Origin of the sequence: Sphingomonas kaistensis, from assembly GCF_011927725.1 — a bacterium.
Taxonomy (GTDB): domain Bacteria; phylum Pseudomonadota; class Alphaproteobacteria; order Sphingomonadales; family Sphingomonadaceae; genus Sphingomicrobium; species Sphingomicrobium kaistense.
In genome coordinates this window covers 1535877-1558426 of record NZ_JAATJC010000001.1, presented here as the reverse complement: position 1 = coordinate 1558426, position 22550 = coordinate 1535877, and the positions used below count along the sequence as shown (strand labels likewise).

The window sequence follows — 22550 nt, the reverse complement described above, 5'->3', positions numbered from 1 at the left end:
AGCTCAGCCGGCCAGTCGTTTGCTCGAGGCGCTTGCCCCCCCCCCCGACTGATCACTGGATGGTATCTCCGATACCATCCAGCTCACGAGGAAACGTCCTAGCTGCTAGCAGGGAGCAGCGGCAACCGCTTTCAAAGACCAGAGCTACTGGCCGCGCTCATGCGGCGCGCCAACAACGATTGCGAAGAGCTCACGAAATGCGCGACTTACGAAACGCCTGCCATTCATCATAGATGACCTGCTGCCCGTCATCACAGAGCAGCTCCTCAGCGTAGCCGCGAAAACCGGTACCATCCAGGCGGCGGGCTCCGACAAGGAGGTGAAGGTGGATCGGGTTATCCGATCCGACCTCGCCAGGCCGATGCTGGATGAGGCAGACCGGCAACTTCCGCTTGCGGGCGAAAGCTTCGAGGCTGAAGGCGCGAGCCTCCTCCCAGGAGTGATGCGCCCGAGTTGCCTCGGGAAACGAGAGCGTCACGTAGATCAGCAACGATGCTTCGTGATCGCAGGCGAATGCGTCGATGGCGCGAAGCAACACCTCAGGCTCGTCGAAGGCGTCGGGGGCGTCTGTAGGCAGGACTGTTCCTGTCCGGTAGGCTGTGATCACGTCCGGGTCGGGAGCACCGTCCTTCGTCACTCCCAAAATGGGGCGGAGCTTCCGCCCGCCGAACTCAACCGCGCTGTTTGGATGGCCCTGGTAGCTCTTCTTGAGGACAGCGAATACGAATCCCGGCATGGCGCCGAGCGGATTATCGAAGACCCAGTCCATGGGGTTCTCGGACCGCGTCAGCTTGGACTGCGAGGTCACTGAATTCTTGAGCGTGGCCTTGCTCTGAGCCTTGGTCTTGTCCCCAGCACCCTTGCGCTTTGCGGCGGGCATCTCAGCGATCCCCCTGCAAGTTCCAAGGGTGAGCAGGCTGACGAGTTCCAATCATCTTCTATGTTCCTTCCGCAGTCAGCTCGGCCTTTGGACTGCGGTAAGTTTCCTTATTCCGGCGGAGCCAACCTCTCCTCCCTCCTTCGACCGGCGTCTTCGCCGGCGTCTCTCCAGTGCCTTCTTCGAGCTACTCGGTAGAAGCAACTACGCGAGACTATTCGTTCTGGAGCCCCCCTTTCGGAACTGATCCATGGCTTGCAGTCGAAGGAAGTCCTCGTCGATATCGGGTGGACCTAGAGGCGGCACGGCGGCGGCACCGAGTGAAGGATCCGCAGCAGAACTCAAATGGTTGGCGAGATCCGGACGGAGTTCGACTTCCCGCTCGGCTGAAGCCTCGTGAGGAGCTTCGTTGACGGATTTTGCCGATCCGTCTGCTTCGCAATGCTCTGTAGCTTTGCTCGGAGCGACGGGTGAGGCCTGTTCGGCCTTCAAACGCACATTGCGGTACTTGGATGACATGTTGCGGAGCAGTTCGGCGGCCTTCGTGTCGCCTGAGGCTGCCTTCGACTCCAGCCACTCTGACCAGACCGGTTTTCTTGCGTTTCGCAAGCCTCGCAGCTCTCCAGCTTGCTTGTCGCTGAGGGCAGACCTGCGGGGCTCAGCCTGCATGCGATTGAACATTTCGCGCGCAGCAGGGTGAAGGGCCAGGGGCGTTCCCTTCAGCACTTCCAGCCGTTCCGATGAAAGCTTCTGGGTTAGCTCGCTCCGCTCCCCCTTGTGCCGCGCTAACATCTTCTCGCGTTGACGGTTCACCTTGCCCCTCTCGCGGCGCCACGTCTTCAACTCTTTCTCGAACTCCAAATGGTAAAGTGAATGCACGTCGAATGGGCGCGCCAAACTCGCGCGCTCACTGGCCTGCCCCACATCCTCGTTGCCGAGCACTTTAGAAAGCTCGGGAGAACCGGGCGCGCGGCTCCGCTCGAGCGCCTCGTAACTGAACTCCCGACCGAAAGCCGAAGCTTTCACGAAGTTGTGGCTGTTTGCTGCGTCCACGATGCGAATGCCGGCGATTGCGTTGCCGTCCTCTTGCGAAACACCCCGCGGAAACGTCGGCGCGATCTTCAAACCCAGCTCAGCAAGCGAGGTCAGTCGGGAGGACCAGTCTGGCTTGCTGAGCGCATTGCGAATCTTCTCAGCCCTAACTGCGACCGGAACGATGCCGTCCTGCTGCTCGCGCTTGATCATCCAGTTTGGAATGCGCCCCCCCGCATCGACCTTCGTAGGATCAGCTACCCGAGTGAGCCCGTGACGCTCCGCGAAGATGTCTGCTACTTTCCAAGCGCGGTGGGATGCAGCCGTGTCCCAGGATGAGCGCCCCTCCCTGCCCTTCGCGGGAAGTGCAAATGTGAACGGATGAACCTTATTGTAGGCACTATGGCGGTGAGGTCCGTTGGTCTGCTTGTCCGGGTGAGGATGCTCCACCTCCAGCTTCTGGTGCTCACCTAGGCTGAACTCCGCCTCGAATGCGCTAGTCAGCTCACTCCATAGAGCGGGGCACATCTTTGCCCAGTCGCTCGGTGAGGCCGCAAAGATGACATGCAGCGCGGGAACTTTGACATCGGGCCGCTCCGCGGCGACGAGATTCATCTCCTCCGCAGCAGCTTCGGGGCTCGAGACTCCGCGATGACCGATGATCTCGTGCTCGCGCTTGTGTGTCAGGTAGTGCTCAAGACCGCTGAAGTCCTGCCCTTGGATCAGCTTGATGATCATGGCCCTACTTCAATTTGCTGAGAGCAATCTCGATCTCCCGCATAGTCGCACGGAGATCATCAGCGACAGCACGATCCAGCGTTTCTACCATTTGAGCGAGCCCGTTCAGGGCAATACGGATCTGCAGGAGCTCTCGGCTGAGCTCTTTGGTTCGCGGGAGCTTCGCGTCGGCTCGGTTCACCAACCAGCGCAGCATAGCGCCAATCGACTTCCCATTGGCATCGGCCAGATCCAGCAGCCGATCGTAATGCGTTTCGTCCCAGCGGGAAGAGACGGTGCGCGTAAGGCGACGCTGATTTGATCCGGATCGTTTAGTCACGCTTGGCTCCTAACGTCATCGTTCGGAGATGGAGGTCATTCGTTGCCCGGTCGGTACGGAAACCAGCACACCCAGCCGTGGCTGGACGATTGAACAAGCACCATGCCGGGGTAGCGACAGGCTTTCAGATCACGTAGCTCGCTGCGGGCACTCTTGCCCTTGTCTGCGGCGGCGACCGCCGCCTGAGCCTCAAGCAGCTTCTCGTCCGTATCGATTGCGTCGATGGCCCAACTGACCGCTGCACGGTGGCCTGAGCTGTCGATCTTGGCTCCCAGCTGCCACTGCTGGCTCTGCTCGTCTGTCAGTGCAGGATGAGGAATGACCCCTAGCTTCTGCGCGCCGATGACGGTGAGCGCAGCCAACACAAAGATCAGCAGCCCACCGATTCCCAGCTCCCAATAGGCGCGACGGCGCGCCTCGACATGCACTGGCATTGTCTTAATCGTCTCCTTGATGAGAGAGTTGACGATCTTAAGATGCTCTTGGCCGGCCCAAACTGCGGCAGCATCCCCGATGCGAACCACGACGTCAGTGGCTTTGCTTTCTACCTGAGCGATGGCAGCGTCGAACTGTCGCTGGAGGCGCTCCTCGCCAGCGACACGAATAGCAGCATCGAGCTGCACGGAGACGCTACGGCGAAGATCTTCCGGCAGATCGTGCAGGTCCTGGAGCAGCCGGGCAGCAGGATCACGATGCGTGTTCCTGAGCCTGCGCTCGAGCAGCTCGAGTGTGGTGACGCTGGTCATAATCAAAGACCAAGCTGCTCGAGGATGGGCTCAAATGCAGCCTCAGTCGACGCGAGCCACAGCTGCAGATCGATCTGCTCGCTGAGTGTCAAAGGCAGCTTGGCAGCATGGGAGAAGGAGCACCGTGCAGAGCTGATGCGGCCGCGGAGGCTGGGAGCCATCGCCGGAAGGAGGATCTCGCAGTCCTTTTCCTCGGCAGGCTGCGCATTGTGCAGCTCCTTCTGGATGTTCGAGCCCTGCCAGGTCTGAAAATCCTCGTCATTGCCGTAGAGCCCGTTCTTGACCACGAAGGTGCGCTCGAGCGGGAAGACGTTTTTGGAAGCTGAGAGCTGGGCAACTGAGTCGTACTCGCTGCCCATGACCCACATACGATGCACCGAACGGCGCTTTCGCTCACATGCCATCAGCAGCCTCGGCGCCTCCTTCGCCAGGATTTCTCCCATGTTGGCGGGGAGGTCGATCACCACGTCGGTGTACTCGTCGAGTTTTCCGAGCACGTCGATCAACCCGTCCCAGCCCTTGCGGTCACGCAGGTAAATGCGGTTCACCGTTATGGTCTCACCATAGAACCGGGCGAGGTGCGAATTTCGAGTGTCGGCGTCGAAGCCCACCAATTCGAGCCCCCGGGCGAGCATCGTATGGGTAAGAGCGCGCTTGGCGAACGACTTTCCAACGCCGCCTTTCTCGCCATCGCTGAGGATAAGTTTCGGGTAGCGCGGCAAGCCAAATCCGCGGGGCCAGTCCTTGATCTTCATGGTGTTTTCCTCAGAGCAGGCTAGCGGGCACATCGATGACGAAGTTTTCGTCGTCGGGCTGGATGGCAGCTACCGCCACCAACGACTGGTTCAGCTCAGTTGCGGGCGCATCCGACTGTGCGCCATCTTTGTCAGCGGCGTTCTTAGTTTTGTTGCGCTTGTAACGGCGCTTCGGCAGAACGATGGTCTCTTCCCTCTCCTCAGCTTCCCGCCACTTTCTGTTAGCGATCGCTGCGGCAGGCCTCAGCTTCTCGATGTCGATCTGTTCGGCCAGCATGTACTCTGCGACGTATGAAGAGGCCTGCAGAAGAGCCACGGTGACCCGCACCCCGTGCGGTTTCATCACCGCAATGATGCCGACAATCACGTCCGAGAGCTTATCTTCGTCCTTCGGCTTAGCAGCCATTTCGGCGAGCATCTTCTCACCGATCCCCAAGCCGATCTTGAGGTATTCGTTCTTTTCCATGAGGAATCTCGCAAGTTCGTGTTGCAAGGGCAGGACGCGAAGAAACGCGCCGAGAGGTTTGGCCGAGCGCTAGTCCATCTGCGCCTTCGAGCTGCGGTAGCTCGGAAGCGAGCGCAGGTAGCGGCGAAGGTCCTCAGTCAGGATCAAAGTCCGACGACCGAGCTTCTTTCCCTCAAGACCCCCTTCGAGGCCCCGGCCAAGAACGTTGTACAACTCACTGCGAGAGGTATTCGCTGCCCGCGCGGCCTGCTCGACAGTCATTGCCAAAGGATCGAGGCGATCCTCAACGACAGGATTCTCAAACTTCTTCTTCATGACTTCCTCCGCGACTTTCTGCTGTAAGCATTAAGCCACTAAATTCCGAAGTAATGAAGACATGCGGCCATGATTCTTGAGAGTCTTATCTACGACCTTTTGGTAAACGGCCGTTAATATATGCAGGCGGCTTAAAGTTAGCCGGATCTCACGCCGATGGTGTGAGCCGCTTCCGCACCTCCGCGCGGAGTTGATCCAGCGTCTTGCTCGGCGCACTGAAAAGAGACGATGATTTATGTCCCCTGTCGCTCAGATAGGCGGCCTTGAGACTGTTACGATTGGTCGGCTTTGCAGTGAAGCATCCAAATACCGCCAAAGCAAAGGTTAGGAACGCTGGCGTTAAGCTCACTTGGCCGTCTTTAGAGATGCTGAAGCTCGGATCGTACCAAAACTTTTTGTAGCACTCTGCCAGGCGTCCCCGAAGGAACCGTTGATGATCCTTCCGGCCAGTTAGGTTTTCTTGTTGTCTTGCCTGAACTCTGGCGGCGCGTCTTAAACGAACCAAGAGATCCGAGATCCAGCGGAGATAGCCGGGGGACGATAGCTCTTGGTTCGGATACGACGATAGGCTGCCATCGACACCAAGGAGGCTCAAACGCTCATCGTATTTGTGGTAAGTCTTTTCAGGATCGTAGCCCAGAGCTTCCAAGATACCTTTGGCGCTCTGCCACGCCGTGCCTGACCATTCCTCAATGGCATCATGCGTCAGTTCGATATTGGCCGGCCTAGAGTTCGGGTCGAGTCTTGCTTCGAGCTCGCTTAGCCATTCCAGATGCCGATCGAACTTTGCGACCGCTTCGCACGGATCTGGGATATTGCGGACCATCCCAAGACTGTGCAGTCTCACAATCGACTGATCTACCGCCTCGTCTTCGTGGAAGCCCAGAGACTCCAGAAGGGTCTCGCAGCTCTCTCGAGCATCATGAAGACGGTTCTCAAACCTTTTCTCTTTCACTTCATGGGTGATCTTCGCGGCTTGGTAGAGACGGAAGATACCCCAAAGCTCATCGAGTAGAGCGTGGGTTTTCTCATCGCTCGTCCGAAGCGGTGCGAGACCCTCTGCAAGCTCGTGCTCGCTGACCGCAATGCCTGACCCAAGCTGCGAATGGACTGCTCTCTCAAGCTCCCGCACCCATGTAAGCGTTGGTCCGACTGCATCGGGAGCTATTTCAGTCAAAGGGGGTCCAATCAACGATTCTTAGTTGAAGCGTGGCGCCATGCGTCTCTTCACGCTAGCTGGAAGCGATCACCCCAAGGCCACTAATTGCCTTACGCACCGTCTCCGAAACATGGGACGGTACGAGGTGAGCATAATGTTTGCGTGTGATCCGTTCATCCTTGTGCCCCAGAGCCTCAGCGATGATCCCAAGGGGTACTCCTTGCCGTGCCAGGCGTGCTCCGTAACTGCGACGTAGGTCATGATAAGTAAGCTTTTGAAGCTTCGCAGCCTTGTATGCTCGAGCCACAAACCGGCCCTGTTGGGAAGGCATCCATTGACCTCCGTCCGGACGCTGAAAGATGAGATCGTCGAAATCCTTTCCGGCGATCATCTCCTCGAGCAGCGCTACACCTTCCGCGTCCAAATAAGCCGCGCGGGGGTTCGCGGCATCCTTTGTCTCAGCCAACCATAAAGTCGCGGACTCCCGGTCATAGTCTCGAACTTTCGTGTGCCGCAGTTCGCTATACCGACCGCCAGTAAGCAGAGACGCCGCAACCATGGGACGGAACTCCTCGTCCGTCGCGGTAACGATGCGGGTGAACTCCTCTCCGGACAGAAAGCGTCGGCGCGCTACATCGACACTCGGGAAAGGCTTTACATTCCCCCACACGTCTCGGCGCATCCACTCGTTATCGTCAGCGGCTCGGTTGAGCGCTGCTTTGAGTACAGTCAGGTCTCGGTTCGCCGTCGAGCGCCGCTTCCGTATCGCCTCGGCATCGTTCGCCGGTCTCGTGTTTGCTTGCTTTGCATTCTTCCCCGTGCGGAGTTTGGCAGGCGTCCTGGCACGAGCTTCGTGCCAGTCACGGATCAACTTTGTTGTAAGATCTCGAACGTCGAGCTCACCGAAGTGAGGGCGAATGATCGCCTCTACCCGCGACCGAGTGTCGACAATGCCCTTTCCAGTGAATCCCTTCAGGTAATCATCGAGAATCTGCCCGACGGTAAGCGGCCCAGCCTTAGCCTCATCGGTATCTTGGTAAGCGAGCCATTCGCGAGCTGCCTCCTGTGCTTGAGCAAAGGAGAGGATAGTGGACCCGTTCGCGTCCGAAATGTCGTCCGCTTCGCCGAGAGTGGATTTGACATAGGAGCCGCTCGATCCTGGAGCGCGATAGCGGCATACCCACTTACCCAGACGCTTTCCCTTGAAGTAGCCGATGTGAAAGCCTTCGCTGATGAGGCGCCAGTGAGGCTCGTTACGTGACGGCAGCTTCAGTCGAGCGCTGCGGCTCTCGAGCCGGTGATCGCGGACGGCACGCCCCATACCTCAAAGCTCCAAACTTCGGTAATACTTCGGTTATATCTGTTACTGAGATTAGCAGCCGGCATCGGCATGAGTCCATAAGTTTTTCCCGGTTTTTCGGTAATCCATACGCGTCCGCCCTTGTCCATAGACGTCTGGGATTTCGCCCTCTCACGGCGAAAACACGGGTTCGAGTCCCGTAGGGGTCACCATCAATTCGTCTGCGTGGTTGCCGACGAGCTTCTCAGGTCCGCGCTAACGAGGCGATCTCGTCACCGCGCCGGATGGCCAGCAAAAATATGCCTTCGTGGAGCGCTGACGGACGCTGGGGCCCCGGCCTGCCGGACGGGAAGAAAGGTCAGCCTTGCGACTGCTCTTGCCAGGAACCGCGCGATCCCTGCCGTTGTGACTGTCGCCGGCGCGCCGCATTGGTGACGCGGACCTCGACCGTCATCTGCTCCTCGCCGCCGCCGCGCCGAGCGCCGACGATCGGAGACACATCGGTGAAGTCGAGTCCGGAAGCGACCCGCACATAAGCGTCGTCGGCGCAAATGCCGTTAGTCGGGTCGAAGGCGACCCAGCCCAGGTCATCGACCCAGGCTTCGGTCCAGGCGTGGCTGGCCGGCTGATCCCCCGCTCCGTCGCGCCGATACAGATGGCCCGACACGTAACGGGCGGGGATGTTGCCCTCGCGCGCAGCGGCGATGAAGATGTGAGCATAATCCTGGCACACCCCGCGCCCGGCCTCGAACGCGTCCGCGGCGGTGGTCGAGACGATCGAGGTGTCGATTTCGAATTGCATCCGCTCGGACAGGCTGGCGCTGAGCGTATGGAGGCGAGCAAGCGGATTGGGCACTCTGGCCGCGATCTCCGCCGCGAAATCGCGCAGCGCTTCGTCGGGGGTGGTCAGCGCTGTCGGACGAAGGAACACCCCCGGCGGCAAGTCGCTCGGAAGCCCCGACACCACGCCCGCGCGATCATCGGTGACGACCTCGCCATTGGCGGTGATCGTCAGGCTGGTGACGGGATCGTCGACGTACAGGGCGGTGACGCAATTTCCGTAGCCGTCGCGGGATTCGCGCAGGCGGGCGTCGCAATCGACGTCGATGCGCCAGTCGAGGACGGTCTGATTGAGGCAGCTGAGGGGGGTCAGGCGCAATATCTGCACCGCATTGGTCAGCGGCCGGGAGAAGCGATAGCGCGTGCGATGGTTGATCGTCAGGCGCATCAGGGGAAGCGGAACTGATGCGAGATGGCGGTGTCGATCTGCGCATTCTCAGCAATGCTATCCTTGAGGAATTCGTGCAGGCCGCTGCGGAACACCTCGTCGATGTTGGTTTCGGCAAGGCGCGAATGGCGCAGGCGCGCAAGCCGGTCGGCTTCTCCCTGCCGTCCGGTGCGCCCGCCGATCTCGGCCAGCAGGTCGACCACCTCGGCCGAGGAACCGACGATCGAGCGCGGCAATTCGCTGCGGAACAGCAGCAGGTCGGCGACCAGCCACGGCTTGGGGGTGTCGTGATAGAAGAGCCGGTAAGCGTTGCGGGCCGACACCGTCTGCAGGATCGCGGTCCACTGGTCGTGGTCGAGCACGCCGCCGACCTTCTGGCCTTTGGGCAGCAGGAGGTAATATTTGACGTCGAGCAGGCGTGCGCTGTTGTCCCCGCGCTCGACCGCCGAGCCGAGGCGCATGAACCAGAAGCCCTCGTGGCGCAGCATGCGTGCAAGCGCGCCTTCGAACCCGCGGCTGTTCGCCTTGAGCGTATCGACCAAGGCAAGCGTGTTCTGGATACCGCCGGGACTGGTGCGGTCCCCGACATCGAGCCAGGCGCGGTTGATCGCCTGCCACACTTCCGATGACAGCGCATTGCGGGCCGAGCGCGCATTATCGCGGGCGCGGGACAGGCAGGCGCGGATCGAATTGGGATTGTCGAGGTCGAGGGCAAGCGTCCGGCAGACATTGAACGTCGTCGCGCCCGGCGACGCGGTTTCGCCGGGCGCGGGCCCGCGTCCGACCACCGCAAGGGCGCTTTCCCACGTCGCGCTGGCGGCATCGGCGCCATAGGACAGCGACGACAGGCGCAAGGTCGCCTCGATCAGCCGGGTCGTGAACTCGGCGCGCTCCATGTAGCGCCCGATCCAATAAAGGTTAGCGGCTGTACGGGAGAGCATGCTGCTCCTCCTTGTCCGCTTTGTCGGGTGCGGCGATGATCAGGCTGTCCTTGGTGCCGCCGCCCTGGCTCGAGTTGACCACCAGCGAGCCCTTTTCCAACGCGACGCGGGTCAGGCCACCGGGCACGATGGTGACCCGCTCGGCGCCGCTCAGGATGAACGGGCGGAAATCGACGTGGCGCGGGGCGACCCCGGCATCGGTCAGAGTCGGGACGGTCGACAGCGCTAGGGTCGGCTGGGCGATGTAGCGCTGCGGCTCGGCGATCAGCGCGGCCCGGAAGTCGGCGATCTCCTGCTTGGACGCGGTCGGGCCGACCAGCATCCCGTAGCCGCCCGAGCCGTCGACCAGCTTCACTACCAGTTGCTCGAGATGATCGAGCGTGTAGCGTAGCGCCTCGGGATCGCGGCAGCGGAACGTCTCGACATTGGGCAGCCGTGCCTCCTCGCCCATGTAGTAACGGACTATCTCGGGCATGAAGCTGTAGACCGCCTTGTCGTCGGCGATCCCGGTGCCGGGCGCGTTGACGATGGTCACATTGCCCGCGCGATAGGCGGCCATCAGTCCGGGCACGCCAAGCCCACTGTTCGGATTGAACACCAACGGATCGAGGAAGGCGTCGTCGATCCGGCGGTAGATGACGTCGACCCGCACCGGCCCTTCGATGGTGCGCATGTAGACCATGTCGTCCGCAACCTCGAGGTCGCGGCCCTCGACCAGCTCGATCCCCATGCTGTCGGCAAGGAAGCTGTGTTCGTAAAAGGCGCTGTTGTAGTGGCCCGGCGTCAGCAGCACGCAGACCGGCTCCTGCGACCCGCGCGGAGCGACCGAATAGAGCATGTCGCGCAACAGGTCGGGATAGGTGTCGATCGGCTTCACAGCGAGCTGAGCGAACAGCTCGGGGCAGAGCCGCAGCATCGCTTCGCGGTTTTCGAGCATGTAGGACACGCCCGACGGCGTCCGCGCATTGTCCTCCAGGACGAAGAAGTCGTCGGCACCGGTGCGGACGATGTCGATCCCGCAGATATGGGTGTAGATCCCGTGCGGGGGCACGGCGCCGTTGGCGGGGATGCAGAATTGCGGGTTGCCGAGGATGACATCCTCGGGAACGACTTTGTCCTTGAGGATGTGGCGCGGGCCGTAGACATCGGCGACGAACGCGTTGAGCGCGCGGACGCGTTGTTCGAGCCCGAGCGACAATTTGTCCCATTCGGCGGCGGTGAACAACCGCGGGATGATGTCGAACGGGATGATCCGCTCGCCCGCCTGTTCGTCGCCATAGACGCTGAACGTGATGCCAAGGCTTCGGAACGCGGCTTCGGCCGTAGCCTGCCGCCGCGCCAGTTCGGCGACGGGGGTGTTCTGAAGCCAGTCGCCCAGTTGCTCGAAGCCCGGGCGAGCGGTCTCGCCGGAGCCCTGCCCCCACAGTTCGTCAAAGGCCTTGCGCGCGGCCATGGTCAGGCCAGGCACCGCGCGCGCAGCAGCGCGGCTTCATCGGGCTCACGTCCGCGGAAGGCGGTGAATGACTGCATCGGGTCGCGCGCATCGCCCTGCGCCAAGACCTCGCGCCGAAGGCGGTCGGCAAGCTCGCGGTCGAACAGGTTGCCCGTCGCGGTGAACGCCTCGAACACGTCGGCGTCGAGCACTTCGGCCCACAGGTAGCTGTAATAAGCGCTGGCATAGCCGCCGTCGAAGACATGGGTGAAATAGGCCAGCCGGTGGCGCATCCCGATCGCCTCGGGGATGGCGAGCGCGGCCAGCGTGTCGCGCTCGAACGCCGCGATGTCGGTCGGCGGCGGCTGGGCGACGTGGAGCTTCAGGTCCACGATCGCCGAAGCGAGGAATTCAACCGTTGCGAACCCCTGTCCAAAGGTTTCGGCGCGGGCGACGGCATCGGCGAGATCGGCGGGGATGCCGAAACCGCGCAACGCCTCGGGCGAGGCCACCCAATGCTCCATCAGCTTGCTCGGAAACTCGACGAAGTCACGCGCGACCGCCGTCCCGGCAAGGCTCGGATAGGTGACGTCCGACAGCAGGGCGTGCAGCGCGTGGCCGAATTCGTGGAACAGGGTGCGCGCCTCGTCGAGCGACAGCAGCGCATCGTCTTCCCGCTCGGCGCGGGTGAAGTTGGCGACCGTGTAGACGATCGGGCGGACCGGCGCGTCGATCTTTTCCTGCACCCGCAAGCTGCCCATCCACGCCCCGCCATGCTTTTCAGGACGCGCGAGATAATCGGTGAAGAGCAGGCCCAGCGGCGTGCCGTCGTCATTGTCGACCGACCAGGCACAGACGTCGGGATGATAGACGGGCACGTCGGGCCGGCGGGTGAAATGCAGCCCGTAGAGGCGTCCGGCAGCGGCAAAGGCTGCCGCGCGGACCTTGCCCAGCGACAGATGCGAGCGGATGGCGCCCGCATCGTATGCATAACGTTCGCGCCGTACCCGGTCGGAGAAATAGCGCCAGTCCCATGCCGCGAGGGTGAAGCCGCCGCCGTCGCGATCGATGATCTGCTGAAGCGCCGCTGCTTCCTTTTCGGCTTGAAGGAGCCCGGGCCGCCAGACCCGGTCCATCAGTCCTTCCGCGGCCGCAGGCGTCTTCGCCATCGCGTCCTCCAGCGCGAAGTCGGCATAGGTCGCATAGCCGAGCAGCCGCGCCTTTTCGTCGCGAAGCGCGACGATCTCGGCGATGATCGGATAATTGTCGTGGGGCTCCGACTGGCAGCGCCCGGTGAAGGCGCGCCACACCCGCTCGCGAACCGATCGCGCATCGGCGAAGGTCAGCAGCCCTTCGTAAGTGCCACGGTCGAGCCCGAACAGGAGCTGGCCCTTGAGGCCCTTCTTCGCTGCAGCCGCGAGAGCACCGGCGCGCAGGTCGTCCGGAATCCCTCCGGCATCGGCCTCGTCGACGATGATCTCGGTGGCATTGGTCGCGGCAAGGACATTCTGGCCGAACGTCACTCCGAGCGCGCCGAGCCGCTCGCTGATCTCGGCCAGCCGGCGCTTGGCCGCGGGGTCGAGCGCCGCACCGCCGGCGAGGAAGCCCTTGTAGCTGTTGTCGACCAGGCGCGCCTGTTCGGCGGGCAGGTTGCCGCGGATCTGCCACACCGCGGCGACCCGGGCGAACAGGGCGGCGTTCTGGCTGACCTCGGTTCCCCATACCGTCAACCGCGCCGACACCTCGGCCTCGATCGCGTGAATGCCCTCGTCCGCCTGGGCCGAGGCGAGCATCCAGAACACCCGGCGGACCCGTGCCAATACCGCGCCCGACCGCTCCAGCGCGGCGACGGTGTTGTCGAAATCGGGGACGGCGGCATTGTCGGTGATCGCGGCGATCTCAGCGCGGCTCAGCCCAATGCCCGTCTCGATCGCAGGGAGGAAATGCTCGGCACGAAAGGCCGCGAAGTCGGGCGACCCCGCCGGCCCGGCCCATTGCTCGAGCAGGGGATTAGTCAATGCTGTCGACCAGGTCGGTGTGGACGTCGAACCCGGTCAGGATCGCCGAGCCGAAGGCGGTGGTCAGCGCGCAATCGGTGGCGTCGCGTCCGCGTGCCATCAGGATTCGGCCGATCCGCGGGAAGTTGTGACGGGCATCGACCGTGTGCCATTCGCCGCCCAGATAGGCTTCGAACCAGGCCGAGAAATCCATCGGCGCGTCGGCCTTGGGTACGCCGATCTCGCCCAGGAAGCCGGTGCAATAGCGCGCCGGGATGTTCATGCAGCGGCACAGCGCGATCGCGAGATGGGCATAGTCGCGGCACACGCCCCGCCGTTCCTGGTGCGCGTCCCAGGCGGTCTTGGTCGAACGCGCATGCTGGTAGCCGAACTCGATCTGGCGATGCGTGAAGTCGAGGATCGCCTGCAGCCGGGTCCAGCCCGGCTCGACATGGCCGAACAGCCCCCAGGCGGTGTCCGACAGGCGATCGGTCTCGCAATATCGGCTGCCCAGCAGGTAGACGAGGACGTCGTCGGGCAGCTCCTCGACCGGATGCTGGATGGCGCCGGGCGAAACGCGATCCGGCTCGCCGCTGTCCTCGATGACGAAGGTATTGGACAGCAGGGTTTCGCCCTCGGGAAGGACGAAGCGGGTCGCGACGTTGCCGAACCCGTCCCTGTAGTCGTGCATCGGGATCGCCGGGTCGCTTGCCAGCCTTGGCTTGGTGCGCAGGTCCTGGTGCCGCGATTCATGGACCCCGAGCAGGGCCATCATCGGCGTCGGCTGGCGGCAGGTGAAACGGATATCGTAGCCGGCGCGAATCAACATTCAGATTTACTTTCTCAGGGCAGCGGCGCGGATCGCCGGGGTGATGGGCTGGACGAGTTCATCAAGGGTGACGTCAACGGTGACTTCCATTCCAAGGTCGCTGGCGGGAAACCCGCTCCACGTGCCGGAGATGGGAATCGCCTGGGCCGGATCTCGGGCAACCGCGACGCGGATCAATCCCGCGTTCCCGACGATGCCGTTGGTCGGATCGAATTCGACCCAGCCCGAACCTGGCAGGAAGATCCGGACCCACGCATGTGTATTGCCACCCCCGATACGCCCCGAACTTCCTTTGGGATTATAGAGATAGCCGGAGACAAAGCGGGCGGCGAGTCCCAGCGCGCGGCAGGCCTCGATCATCAGCACCGCAAAGTCACGGCAGGTCCCCTGCCCCTTCTGGAGGGTTTCGATCGGGGTCTGGGTCCCCTTCTCGGCGCGCGGCAGATAGGTGAAATCGCGGCGGATCGCCCTGGTCATGGCAGTCAGCATGGCCAGGGTGTCGGTTTCGGTGCTCTTCTTGACGAAATTGCGGGCCCAGTGATCGAGGATGCGCTCGGGATCGTGATGCTGGCGCTCCATTGAGCGCAGCAGGTCGGGCAGGTCGTCGGGCGCATAGCCGAAGGGATACCGCCTGGCATAAGGCTCGATCTCGACCTCCTCGGTCAGCAGCGGATCGTGCTTCATGCGGATCCAGCTATCGATCCGAAGCTCCTTGGCCCGGCGATTGAAGGTGGCAAGGGCGAGCGAATTGCCGAACACGTCCTGCGTCCAGCGCAGCTCGGCGGGCTCGGGCGTGATGTCCAGCCGCGCCTCGAGGAGATGCTGGTCATAGCTTTCGCGGGGACGCACAAATATACGATGCTCCCCGAACGACACGGGCTGCCGGTAGGTGTAGCGCGTCACATGAGAGATAGTCAGGATCGTCATGCAAAATCGGCCCACCGTGGCAACGTCACCCGACTCTCCTATCTTGGCTGCCGATGAGCCGCCACCCGTCAATGTGCTGAACCCCGCGGCCCCCTCGCCGTTCCTGCTGCTTGGCGATCATGCCGGTAATCTCATTCCCCGCGGCATGGCCGATCTTGGCCTGGACGAGGGAGAGCGCACCCGCCACATCGCCTGGGACATCGGGATTGCCGCCCTCGGCACCGCGCTTTCCGAGCGGCTCGACGCCACCTTCATCCACCAGACTTATTCGCGGCTGGTGATCGACTGCAACCGGCGCCCCGGCGCCCCCGATTCGATCCCGCCGGTCAGCGACGGCACCGCGATCGCCCTCAACGCCGCTTTGGACGGGGCCGGGGCAGCGGCGCGGGCAGAAGCCATTCACGCACCATATCAGGCAGCGATCGCCGACGATATCGAGCGGCGGCTGGCGGCGGGGCAGGAAACCTTCCTCATCGCGCTGCACAGCTTTACCCCGTCGATGCGCGGGATCGACCGGCCGTGGAAGGTCGGGATCCTCCACGATGCCGGCGACAGCCGCTTCGCGCGCGCCATGCTCGCCTTCTTCGCCCAGGACCCGGACCTGATGGCGGGCGACAACGAGCCCTATTCGATGGACATCATCGACTACACCATTCCCACCCACGCCTATGAGCGGCGGCTGCCCTACGCCGAGATCGAGATCCGCCAGGACTTGCTGGCCGACGACGCCGGGATTGCCGCCTGGTGCGACCGGGTCGAGCAGGCCCTCGCTTATGCCCGCAGGGAATATGCCAGCCTGTAACGACGGCATGGCAACCTGCAGGGGGTCAAACGGTCCAGAGGCCTGAAACCTGCCCCCAGCCGACGATCGATTGCCCAGCCGAAGCGATCCGAACTGCACCTGGCCCGCATTACGGGTTGCGGAACTCGGCTCGGCATGGAAACGCCGTGCCCGTCAGTTACCGGGAAGATGTCACGACCCATGAGCAAGAATGAAAAGGCTGCCTCCGTCGCGAGGTCGAACATCGGCACGCTGATCGGCGTGATTACGGCGCTTGCCTTCTTTCTCATCACCGGGACGGTGACCTATCTCAATATCCAGTCGGTGCGGGCCGAAACCGAGCGGGTCACCGGAACGCACGAGATCATCACCGGCCTCGGTGACCTGCTGTCGGCGATGCAGGACGCGGAAACCGGACAACGCGGGTTCCTGCTGACTGGCGAACCATCCTACCTGCAGCCTTATCGCGATGCCGAGGCCCGCAGTGCCGCCATCCTCCAGAACCTCGATCGCCTGACCCGCGACGATCCCGCCCAGCAGGCCAATCTGCGCTCGCTCCGCCCGCAGGTCGCAACCAAGTTCGCGGGCCTTGCCAGCTCCATCGCCCTTCGGCAGCGCGAAGACCTTGCGACCACCCTGGCAGCCATCGATCCTGATCGCGAGAAAGCCGAGATGGACGCGGTCCGGTCCAAGATCGGCCAGCTTCGCGCGGAAGAAAGGCAGACCCGCGTGACGGTGCTGGCGCGGCGTGACGCGGCCTTCCGGACGGCGACGTTCAGCGCGATCCTCGCGACCCTGCTGGGGATCGGCCTGACCCTTGCGATCGGCGCCCTCACCCACCGCACCATGCTTGCCCGCCGCCGCCAGGCCTGGCTACAGTCGGGTGTCGTGGGGCTGAGCAAGGTCATGCTCGGCGACAAGACGGTGCGGGAATTGAGCGGCGACATCGTCGACTTCCTGACGGCCTATACCGGCGCCCAGGCGTGCGTCCTGTTCAAGGGCGAGCATGGCGTGTTCGAACGGATGGCGATGCTCGGCGTGCCGTCGGAAGCCAAGGTCACCGAGCGCTTCGCCTTGCGCGAGGGCCTGCTTGGCCGGGTCGCGGCGGAGGATTCGCCGATGGTCATCGACGACATCCCCGAAGGCTATCTCGCGATCGGCTCCGCACTTGGCCGCGATATGCCGCGGCACTTGGTGATCACTCCGCTTCGGGCCGACGGAATCGTTAATGCCGTGGTCGAATTCGGCTTTCTCAAGGAAGTCGACGCGCCGGTGCTCGACCTCCTGTCTCAGGTCGCCCAGCCGGCCGGGACGGCGCTTCGATCGGCCAAATATCGCACCGAGCTCCAGACCCTGCTGGAGGAAAGCCAGCGCCAGTCGGAGGAATTGCAGGTCCAGAGCGAGGAGCTCAAGGTCTCCAACGAGGAGCTCGAGGAACAGGGCCGGGCACTGAAAGAATCGGCGGTTCGCCTCGAACAGCAGCAGGTCGAGCTGGAGCAGACCAACAGCCAGCTGGAAGAGCAGGCGCAATTGCTCGAAGCACAGCGCGACGACATCGCCCGCTCGAGCGCCGCGGTCGAGCTCAAGGCCCGCGAGCTCGAGCAGGCCAGCCAGTACAAGTCCGACTTCCTCGCCAACATGAGCCACGAGCTGCGCACGCCGCTCAACTCGCTGCTCATCCTGTCCAAGCTTCTGGGCGACAATCCCAATGGCAACCTGACCGACGAGCAGGCGCAATATGCCCGCACGATCCAGGCGTCGGGCAACGACCTCCTCAACCTCATCAACGACATTCTCGACCTGTCGAAGATCGAGGCTGGCCATGTCGAGATCCGTCCCGAGGACGTCGCCGTTTCCCGCCTGGTCAAGGACCTGCAGCGGACGTTTGACCCGATCGCGTCCGAGCGCGACCTGTCGTTCGACATCGAGATCGCCGACGAAGCGCCAGCAAGCATCGTGTCTGATCGCCAGCGGCTGGAACAGATCCTCAAGAACCTTCTCGCCAATGCCTTCAAGTTTACCGAACAGGGCAAGGTTACGCTGGCCATCGCCAAAGCGGGCGGCGACCGCGTCGCGCTGACCGTGACCGACACCGGCATCGGCATCGCGCCCGAGCAGCAGCAGGCGATCTTCGAAGCGTTCCGCCAGGCCGACGGCGCGATCAACCGCAAGTTCGGCGGAACTGGCCTCGGCCTTTCGATCTCGCGCGAACTGGCCCGGCTGCTGGGCGGGACGATTGCCCTCAAGAGCGAGCCCGGCACCGGCAGCAGCTTCACCGTCACCATTCCGGCGGAGTATGACCCATCGCTGGTCGCCGACCGGCCGCAGCCCGCGCCCGTCGCAAAGCCCAGCGAAGCGCCGCTTGCCGCGCCGAAGCCGGCGACCCCGCGGCGCAAGGCGGTCCGCGCGGCACCGCTCGACGACGACCGCGATCACCTCGGCAGCGGAAGCGGCAACCGCGTCCTGCTGATCGTGGAGGACGACCGCACCTTTGCCGGCATCGTCCGCGACATCGCACGCGAAGCGTCGTTCCAGACGCTGGTCGCCGGAACCGCCGAGGAAGCGCTCGAACTGGCGCGCGAGCACAAGCCCAGCGGGATCGTCCTCGACCTCGGCCTGCCCGATCAGTCAGGGCTCGCGGTGCTCGACCGCCTGAAACGCGAAGACGCGACCCGGCACATCCCGATCCACGTCATCTCGGCCAGCGACCAGACCCAGACCGCTTTCTCGCTCGGAGCGATGGGGTATCTGGTAAAGCCCGTGAAGCGCGAGGAGCTGGCCCACGCGCTGGAAACGCTCGAGGCGCAGCTGACCCGGTCCGTGCGGCGCGTCCTGATCGTGGAAGACGACGACCTCCAGCGCGAGGCCGTCGGCAAGCTCCTGGCCGGACCGGAGATCGAAACGGTCGGGGTCGGTACCGCTGCCGAATGCCTCAAGCTGCTCAGCGAACAGACCTTTGACTGCATGGTCCTCGACCTGTCGCTCCCCGATGCATCGGGCTATTCGCTGCTCGAAACGCTCAGTAAGGACGGCGAGCACAGCTTCCCGCCGGTGATCGTCTACACCGGCCGCGACCTCAGCCAGGAGGACGAGCAGAAGCTGCGCCGTTACTCGAGCTCGATCATCATCAAGGGCGCCAAGTCGCCCGAGCGCCTGCTCGACGAGGTTACCCTGTTCCTCCACCAGGTCGTGTCGGAGCTTCCGCCTGAACAGCAGAAGATGATCCGGCAGGCCCGCCACCGCGACGCACTGCTGGAGGGCAAGACCATCCTGGTGGTCGAGGACGACGTCCGCAACGTCTACTCCCTGACCAACATCCTCGAGCCGCGCGGCGCCAAGGTGGCGATCGCGCGTAACGGGCAGGAAGCGCTCGACGCCCTCGCCAAAGCCGGCCCGGATTCGGACGGCATCGACCTGGTGCTGATGGACGTGATGATGCCGGTGATGGACGGGCTCGAGGCCACCCAGAAGATCCGCGCCGATCATCGCTGGGGCAAGCTGCCGATCATCATGCTGACCGCCAAGGCGATGCCCGACGACCAGGAGAAGTGCCTGGCGGCCGGGGCGAGCGATTACATGGCCAAACCGCTCGACGTCGACAAATTGCTGTCCCTCGTCCGGGTGTGGATGCCGCGGTGAACGAGGCACCCGCCGAACCGGTCGAGGACATCGAGATCCAGCTCCTGCTGGAAGCGCTCTACCAGCGTTATCATTTCGACTTCCGCCACTATGCCAAATCGTCGATCAAGCGCCGCCTGCGGCAGGCCCGCGAACAACTTGGCTTCGCGACCTTCTCGGCAATGCAGGAAAAGGTGCTTCACAGCGAGGCGATGGTCGGGCCGCTGCTCGATTACCTGACCGTGCAGGTCAGCGAGATGTTTCGCGATCCCGGCTACTTCAAGGCGATGCGCGAACGGGTCGTTCCCCATCTTCGCACCTACCCCTCGCTCAAGATCTGGATCGCGGGCTGCAGCCATGGGGAGGAAGTTTACTCCTTTGCCATCATGCTGCTCGAGGAAGGCCTCCTCGACCGCACCATGATCTATGCCACCGACATCAATCCGGGCGCGCTCGAAGTGGCGCGGAGCGGGGTGTATCCGCTGGACCGGATCGCCGCGTTCACCCGCAACCACCAGCAGGCCGGCGGCAAGACCTCGCTCGCCGATTATTACACCACCGCCTACGGCCGGGCGGTGTTCGACAAGAAGCTGCGCGCGCAGGTGGTCTTCTCCGACCATAGCCTCGTCACCGACGAAGTTTTCACCGAGTGCCAGCTGGTGTCGTGCCGCAACGTCATGATCTATTTCGACCGCACCCTTCAGGACCGCGCGGTTGGGCTGTTCCGGGATTCGCTGACGCGCCGCGGATTCCTCGGGCTCGGTTCCAAGGAAACGCTGCGCTTCTCCGAGCATGCAGCTGCCTTCACCGACTTCGTGCGCGAGGAGAAGATCTACCAGCGGGGCGAGGCATGAGCGCCGAGCCGGTCGCGGCAGTGGTCATCGGTGCATCCGCCGGCGCGGTGCAGGCCCTGTCGGAAATCCTGCCGCGACTGCCGGCCGATTACCCGCTTCCCGTTCTGGTCGTGGTGCACGTGCCGTCCGCGCCGTCGGGCCTGACGACATTGTTCTCGACCAAGTGCGCGATGGCGGTGGTCGAACCCGACGACAAGGAGATGCTTGCCCCCGGCACCATCTACTTTGCGCCGCCCGGTTATCACCTGCTGGTGGAGCCGGGCGGAAGCGTCGCGCTGTCGGCGGACGAGCCGGTGCTCTATTCCCGCCCGTCGATCGACGTGCTGTTCGAAAGCGCGGCAGACAGCTTCGGCCCTGCCCTGCTCGGCATCGTCCTGACCGGCGCCAACGAGGACGGAGCGCGCGGCGCTGCACAGATTGTGGCGCAGGGGGGAAGCGTGCTGGTCGAGGACCCCGCGACCGCCTATGCGGCGACCATGCCGGCAGCCGCCCTCGCCCATTGTCCCGCCGCGAGGGCCCTGTCGCTTGACGCCATTTGCGAAGCGTTAATCAGCGTGGCCGCCCAATGACCGGTCCCGTTGCGCCCGTCCCACTCCTGATCGTCGACGACCTCGAAGAGAATCTGCTGTCGCTGGCGGCGCTGCTCAAGTCCGATGACCTCACCCTGCTGCACGCGCGGTCGGGCGAGGAAGCGCTCGAACTCCTCCTCAAGCACGACGTCGCGCTGGCGCTGCTCGACGTCCAGATGCCGGGGATGGACGGGTTCGAACTCGCCGAGTTCATGCGCGGCAGCGAACGCTCACGCCGGGTGCCGATCATCTTCGTCACTGCCGGCAGCGGCGACACCCAGCGCCGCTTTCGTGGCTATGAAGCGGGCGCGGTCGACTTCATCCAGAAGCCGATCGAAGCCGACATCCTGCGCAGCAAGGTTGGCGTGTTCGTCGATCTGCACAAGCAGCGGATCGCCCTTTCCCAGTCCGCCGACCAGCTCGAAGGGCAGGTCCGCGAGCGTACCGCCGAACTGCACCGGGCCTTGCAACGTCTGCAGGAGGAAGTGGCCGAACGCGAACGGGCCGAGGCGTCGCTGCGCCAAAGCCAGAAGATGGAAGCGATCGGCCAGCTGACGGGCGGCATCGCGCACGACTTCAACAACATGCTGACCGGGATCATCGGCTCGCTCGACATGATGCGCCGCCGGATCGCCGACAATCGCTTCGACGGTCTCGAACGTTACCTCGAGACGGCCCTGGGATCGGCGGAGCGCGCTGCCGCCCTCACCCACCGGTTGCTCGCCTTTGCCCGCCGGCAACCGCTTGAACCGCGTGCGCTCGACGTCGCCGCCGTGATCCAGTCGGTGGCGCAGCTGGTCACCCATGCCTTGCCGGAAAGCGTGACGCTGCGGCTCGCCATCGCCGACGATCTTCCCCACGCGCTGGCCGATTCCAACCAGCTTGAGAACGCCGTTCTCAACCTCGCGGTCAATGCCCGCGATGCGATGCCCGATGGCGGCGAGCTGGTGATCTCGGCCAGCCTCGCCGATCCGGCCAGGGTCGCAGCCATCGACGGTGCGGGCGAATATCTGCTCATTTCGGTTGCTGACACCGGCGGTGGAATGCCGCCCGAGATTGTCGAGCGGGTGTTCGAGCCCTTCTTCACGACCAAGCCATTGGGACAGGGAACCGGGCTGGGCCTGTCGATGGTCTATGGTTTCGCGCAGCAGAGCGGCGGCACCGTCCGGATCGACAGCCGCCCGGGAAGCGGGACCGCCATTGATCTCTACCTCCCGACGACGCGGACCGCGCCGGTCGCCGACGACCAAGTGTCGGCCCCGGCGCACAAGGGCGCGGGCCAGCGCGTGCTGCTGGTCGAGGACGAGGATGCGGTGCGCATGCTGGTCCGCGAGGTTCTCGAAGAACTTGGCTACGAGGCGATCGAGATCGCCGATCCGGCCGAAGCGCTCCCGGTGCTGGCCTCTGGACAGCCGATCGACCTGATGATCTCCGACGTCGGCATGCCCGGCATCAACGGGCGCGAGCTGGCCGACACCGCGCGGCGGCATCGCCCGGACCTGCCGATCCTGTTCATCACCGGCTACGACCGGGACGCTGCAACGCAGACCGATTTCCTCGCGCCGGGCATGTCGCTGATCACCAAGCCGTTCTCACTCGACGGGCTGGCCGCAAGCATTGGCGAACTGATCGGCGCGAACAGGCCCTAGGCAAGTCGCCTGCAGTTG

20 protein-coding genes are annotated in these 22550 nt (G+C 63.6%); 6 read left to right on the top strand and 14 right to left on the bottom strand.

The genetic code is table 11. The features are described 5' to 3' along the window. Positions 1–190: 190 nt before the first annotated feature. A complete protein-coding gene (locus tag GGQ97_RS07790) occupies positions 191–931 on the bottom strand; it encodes a MobA/MobL family protein (RefSeq protein WP_168068504.1) in 741 nt (246 codons plus the stop codon). A gap of 150 nt (positions 932–1081) precedes the next feature. Then, the gene (locus GGQ97_RS07785; RefSeq protein ID WP_168068502.1) at positions 1082–2647 is read right to left on the bottom strand and encodes a relaxase/mobilization nuclease domain-containing protein; all 1566 of its coding nucleotides are present in this window, start codon (positions 2645–2647) and stop codon (positions 1082–1084) included. On the opposite strand from GGQ97_RS07785, the gene GGQ97_RS07780 reads away from it, so the two are divergent. Continuing rightward, complete coding sequence (locus tag GGQ97_RS07780) at positions 2640–2948, top strand: hypothetical protein (protein WP_168068500.1); 309 nt, start codon at positions 2640–2642, stop codon at positions 2946–2948. The genes GGQ97_RS07785 and GGQ97_RS07780 overlap by 8 nt on opposite strands. Before the next feature lie 53 nt (positions 2949–3001). On the opposite strand, the gene GGQ97_RS07775 is transcribed toward GGQ97_RS07780, so the two are convergent. The 12 genes from GGQ97_RS07775 to GGQ97_RS07720 all read right to left on the bottom strand — a co-directional run bounded on the left by GGQ97_RS07775 (position 3002) and on the right by GGQ97_RS07720 (position 15061). Then, positions 3002–3712 (bottom strand): hypothetical protein, encoded by a 711-nt coding sequence (locus tag GGQ97_RS07775; RefSeq protein ID WP_168068498.1) that lies wholly within the window; start codon positions 3710–3712, stop codon positions 3002–3004. 2 nt (positions 3713–3714) lie between these two features. Beyond that, a complete protein-coding gene (locus GGQ97_RS07770; protein WP_168068496.1) occupies positions 3715–4467 on the bottom strand; it encodes a P-loop NTPase family protein in 753 nt (250 codons plus the stop codon). 10 nt (positions 4468–4477) lie between these two features. Then, positions 4478–4933: a hypothetical protein gene (locus tag GGQ97_RS07765; protein ID WP_168068494.1), complete on the bottom strand. Its 456-nt coding sequence runs from the start codon at positions 4931–4933 to the stop codon at positions 4478–4480. A 69-nt stretch (positions 4934–5002) separates the two neighbouring features. Next, entirely contained in the window at positions 5003–5248 is a 246-nt protein-coding gene (locus GGQ97_RS07760; RefSeq protein ID WP_168068492.1) for a DNA-binding protein, read from the bottom strand. 148 nt (positions 5249–5396) lie between these two features. Next, complete coding sequence (locus GGQ97_RS07755; RefSeq protein ID WP_168068490.1) at positions 5397–6380, bottom strand: hypothetical protein; 984 nt, start codon at positions 6378–6380, stop codon at positions 5397–5399. Between the two features lie 100 nt (positions 6381–6480). After that, positions 6481–7728 carry a tyrosine-type recombinase/integrase gene (locus tag GGQ97_RS07750; RefSeq protein ID WP_168068488.1) on the bottom strand — a complete coding sequence of 416 codons (1248 nt, stop codon included), beginning with the start codon at positions 7726–7728 and terminating at the stop codon, positions 6481–6483. Positions 7729–8065: 337 nt separating this feature from the next. Then, positions 8066–8935 (bottom strand): transglutaminase family protein, encoded by an 870-nt coding sequence (locus GGQ97_RS07745; RefSeq protein ID WP_168068486.1) that lies wholly within the window; start codon positions 8933–8935, stop codon positions 8066–8068. Further along, positions 8935–9876, bottom strand: coding sequence for an alpha-E domain-containing protein (locus tag GGQ97_RS07740; RefSeq protein WP_168068484.1), 942 nt, complete (start codon positions 9874–9876; stop codon positions 8935–8937). Before GGQ97_RS07740 ends, GGQ97_RS07745 begins: the two co-directional genes overlap by 1 nt. Beyond that, the gene (locus tag GGQ97_RS07735) at positions 9854–11329 is read right to left on the bottom strand and encodes a circularly permuted type 2 ATP-grasp protein (protein WP_168068482.1); all 1476 of its coding nucleotides are present in this window, start codon (positions 11327–11329) and stop codon (positions 9854–9856) included. The genes GGQ97_RS07740 and GGQ97_RS07735 overlap by 23 nt, the downstream gene beginning before the upstream one ends. A gap of 2 nt (positions 11330–11331) precedes the next feature. Then, entirely contained in the window at positions 11332–13326 is a 1995-nt protein-coding gene (locus tag GGQ97_RS07730; protein WP_168068480.1) for a M3 family metallopeptidase, read from the bottom strand. Beyond that, positions 13319–14134, bottom strand: a complete 816-nt coding sequence (locus tag GGQ97_RS07725) for a transglutaminase-like domain-containing protein (RefSeq protein WP_168068478.1) — start codon at positions 14132–14134, stop codon at positions 13319–13321. The genes GGQ97_RS07730 and GGQ97_RS07725 overlap by 8 nt, the downstream gene beginning before the upstream one ends. Positions 14135–14140: 6 nt before the next feature. Beyond that, a complete protein-coding gene (locus tag GGQ97_RS07720; protein WP_168068476.1) occupies positions 14141–15061 on the bottom strand; it encodes a transglutaminase family protein in 921 nt (306 codons plus the stop codon). Between the two features lie 73 nt (positions 15062–15134). Here GGQ97_RS07720 and GGQ97_RS07715 point away from each other — a divergent pair, with 73 nt between their 5' ends. The 5 genes from GGQ97_RS07715 (at position 15135) to GGQ97_RS07695 (ending at position 22532) form a co-directional block, all read left to right on the top strand. After that, positions 15135–15863 (top strand): N-formylglutamate amidohydrolase, encoded by a 729-nt coding sequence (locus tag GGQ97_RS07715; RefSeq protein ID WP_209022812.1) that lies wholly within the window; start codon positions 15135–15137, stop codon positions 15861–15863. A gap of 180 nt (positions 15864–16043) precedes the next feature. Continuing rightward, entirely contained in the window at positions 16044–19481 is a 3438-nt protein-coding gene (locus tag GGQ97_RS07710) for a response regulator (protein ID WP_209022811.1), read from the top strand. Continuing rightward, complete coding sequence (locus GGQ97_RS07705; RefSeq protein WP_342448481.1) at positions 19478–20314, top strand: CheR family methyltransferase; 837 nt, start codon at positions 19478–19480, stop codon at positions 20312–20314. Before GGQ97_RS07710 ends, GGQ97_RS07705 begins: the two co-directional genes overlap by 4 nt. Next, entirely contained in the window at positions 20311–20883 is a 573-nt protein-coding gene (locus tag GGQ97_RS07700) for a chemotaxis protein CheB (RefSeq protein WP_168068468.1), read from the top strand. The genes GGQ97_RS07705 and GGQ97_RS07700 overlap by 4 nt, the downstream gene beginning before the upstream one ends. Next, positions 20880–22532 carry a response regulator gene (locus GGQ97_RS07695; protein ID WP_209022810.1) on the top strand — a complete coding sequence of 551 codons (1653 nt, stop codon included), beginning with the start codon at positions 20880–20882 and terminating at the stop codon, positions 22530–22532. The genes GGQ97_RS07700 and GGQ97_RS07695 overlap by 4 nt, the downstream gene beginning before the upstream one ends. Positions 22533–22550: the final 18 nt, after the last annotated feature.